Source organism: Daejeonella sp. (assembly GCF_049655485.1).
Classification (GTDB): domain Bacteria; phylum Bacteroidota; class Bacteroidia; order Sphingobacteriales; family Sphingobacteriaceae; genus Daejeonella.
Window position 1 is genome coordinate 1 of the sequence record NZ_JBASJU010000192.1, and the last position, 1519, is coordinate 1519.

Sequence of the window (1519 nt, forward strand, 5' to 3'; positions counted from 1 at the left end):
ACTTCCTTGCCATCCTCAAGTACTTCTATGCCAAAAGGGGCAAGCTCTGCTTTAAGTAATTCAGTGCGATGCGGGAGATCACAGCCGTATACACGGTAACCTGCCCTGGCGAATGATTTTGCGTAAATGCAGCCCATGTCTCCCAGGCCAATGATTCCAATATTCATTATTTGCAGATGTAATCTAGGTGTTCAACAAACTTAAACAATTGTAACTTTTATGCCCATGCTCTCGAGTTGTTTGACAGTATGGTCCGAAATACCCTTGTCTGTGATTATATGATCGATTTCGTCAATATTGCAGATTTTACCAAATCCTCGTTTGCCGAATTTGGTCGAATCGGTTAGCACAATTGTTTTTTGCGACACACTGATCATCTGGCGATTCAGTTGGGCCTCCATCATATTAGTAGTTGTAAGTCCAAACTCTAGGTCAATTCCGTCTACCCCCAAGAACAGCTTGTTGCAGAAAAAATCTTTTAAGATATTTTCAGAATACGGTCCCATTACTGAAGTGGAACTTTTTCTCATCATACCCCCAAGTTGAATAACATCAGTATTAGGATGTCTGGACAACTCCATAGCGACATTCAGCGCGGATGTTATTACTGTCAGGTTCAGATTCACAGGAAGACATCTTGCAAAAGCGAGTACTGAAGTCCCCGAGGCTATGATAATGGAATCATTTTCCATAACCATATCGGCGGCAACCTGCCCAATGCTTGTTTTCTCGGTTGATTGAAGTTTTTCTTTTTCATTTACGGAACGGTCGACGGTATAAGGATTACTTAAAGTGGCGCCCCCGTGGATTTTAAAGAGTAAGTTTTTGTCTTCCAGTAGTTTTAAATCCTTTCGAATGGTTACTGATGAAACTTTTAACTCAGAGCATAAATCCACCACATTTATGTATTGCTCCTTTTGCAGCTTTTTTATAATATACTGGTGTCTTTCGGCTAAACTACTCATTAATGACCCTTTTTGTGATACTGCAAATTAGGAAAATTAATTAAAATTTTCTTTGTCAGATCGGTTCTTTGTTGAGGGGATTTTTTTTGTTAGAATAGCTAAAAGGTTTCGAAATGTTTATTATAATTGCGTATTATTTCGATATATTATTTTATGCAGTACCATAAACAGGAGAGGAGTATTCTAAATTCAGAAGATGAGTGGGACCTTATAGTTATAGGAGGCGGGGCTACCGGCCTTGGTACTGCCCTGGATGCAGCTTCACGAGGGTTTAAAACGCTATTATTAGAGCAGTCAGATTTCGCTAAAGGCACTTCAAGTAGAAGTACGAAACTCGTACACGGAGGGGTGAGATACCTCGCACATGGTGATATTTCGCTGGTGTATCAGGCTTTGAAAGAGAGGGGCCGGCTTCAGGTTAATGCGGCACACCTTGTTTCGAAAGAGGAGTTTATAATTCCTTGTTTCAGCTGGTTTTCTGTTGCCAAATATTTGGCAGGTTTGAAGATGTACGACTGGCTTTCCGGAAAATACAGTTTTGGAAAGTCCAGGTA

General features: G+C 40.5%; 3 protein-coding genes. 1 reads left to right on the top strand and 2 read right to left on the bottom strand.

What is annotated here, in order from left to right; all coding sequences use genetic code 11:
* Positions 1 to 167 (bottom strand): NAD(P)-binding domain-containing protein (locus tag WBJ10_RS08325; protein ID WP_424289206.1); only part of this gene is annotated, 167 nt, incomplete at its 3' end.
* Positions 168 to 200: 33 nt separating this feature from the next.
* Positions 201 to 965: a DeoR/GlpR family DNA-binding transcription regulator gene (locus tag WBJ10_RS08330; protein ID WP_424289202.1), complete on the bottom strand. Its 765-nt coding sequence runs from the start codon at positions 963 to 965 to the stop codon at positions 201 to 203.
* Positions 966 to 1118: 153 nt separating this feature from the next.
* On the opposite strand from WBJ10_RS08330, the gene WBJ10_RS08335 reads away from it, so the two are divergent.
* The coding region (locus WBJ10_RS08335) for an FAD-dependent oxidoreductase (RefSeq protein ID WP_424289204.1) at positions 1119 to 1519 on the top strand (401 nt) is incomplete at its 3' end.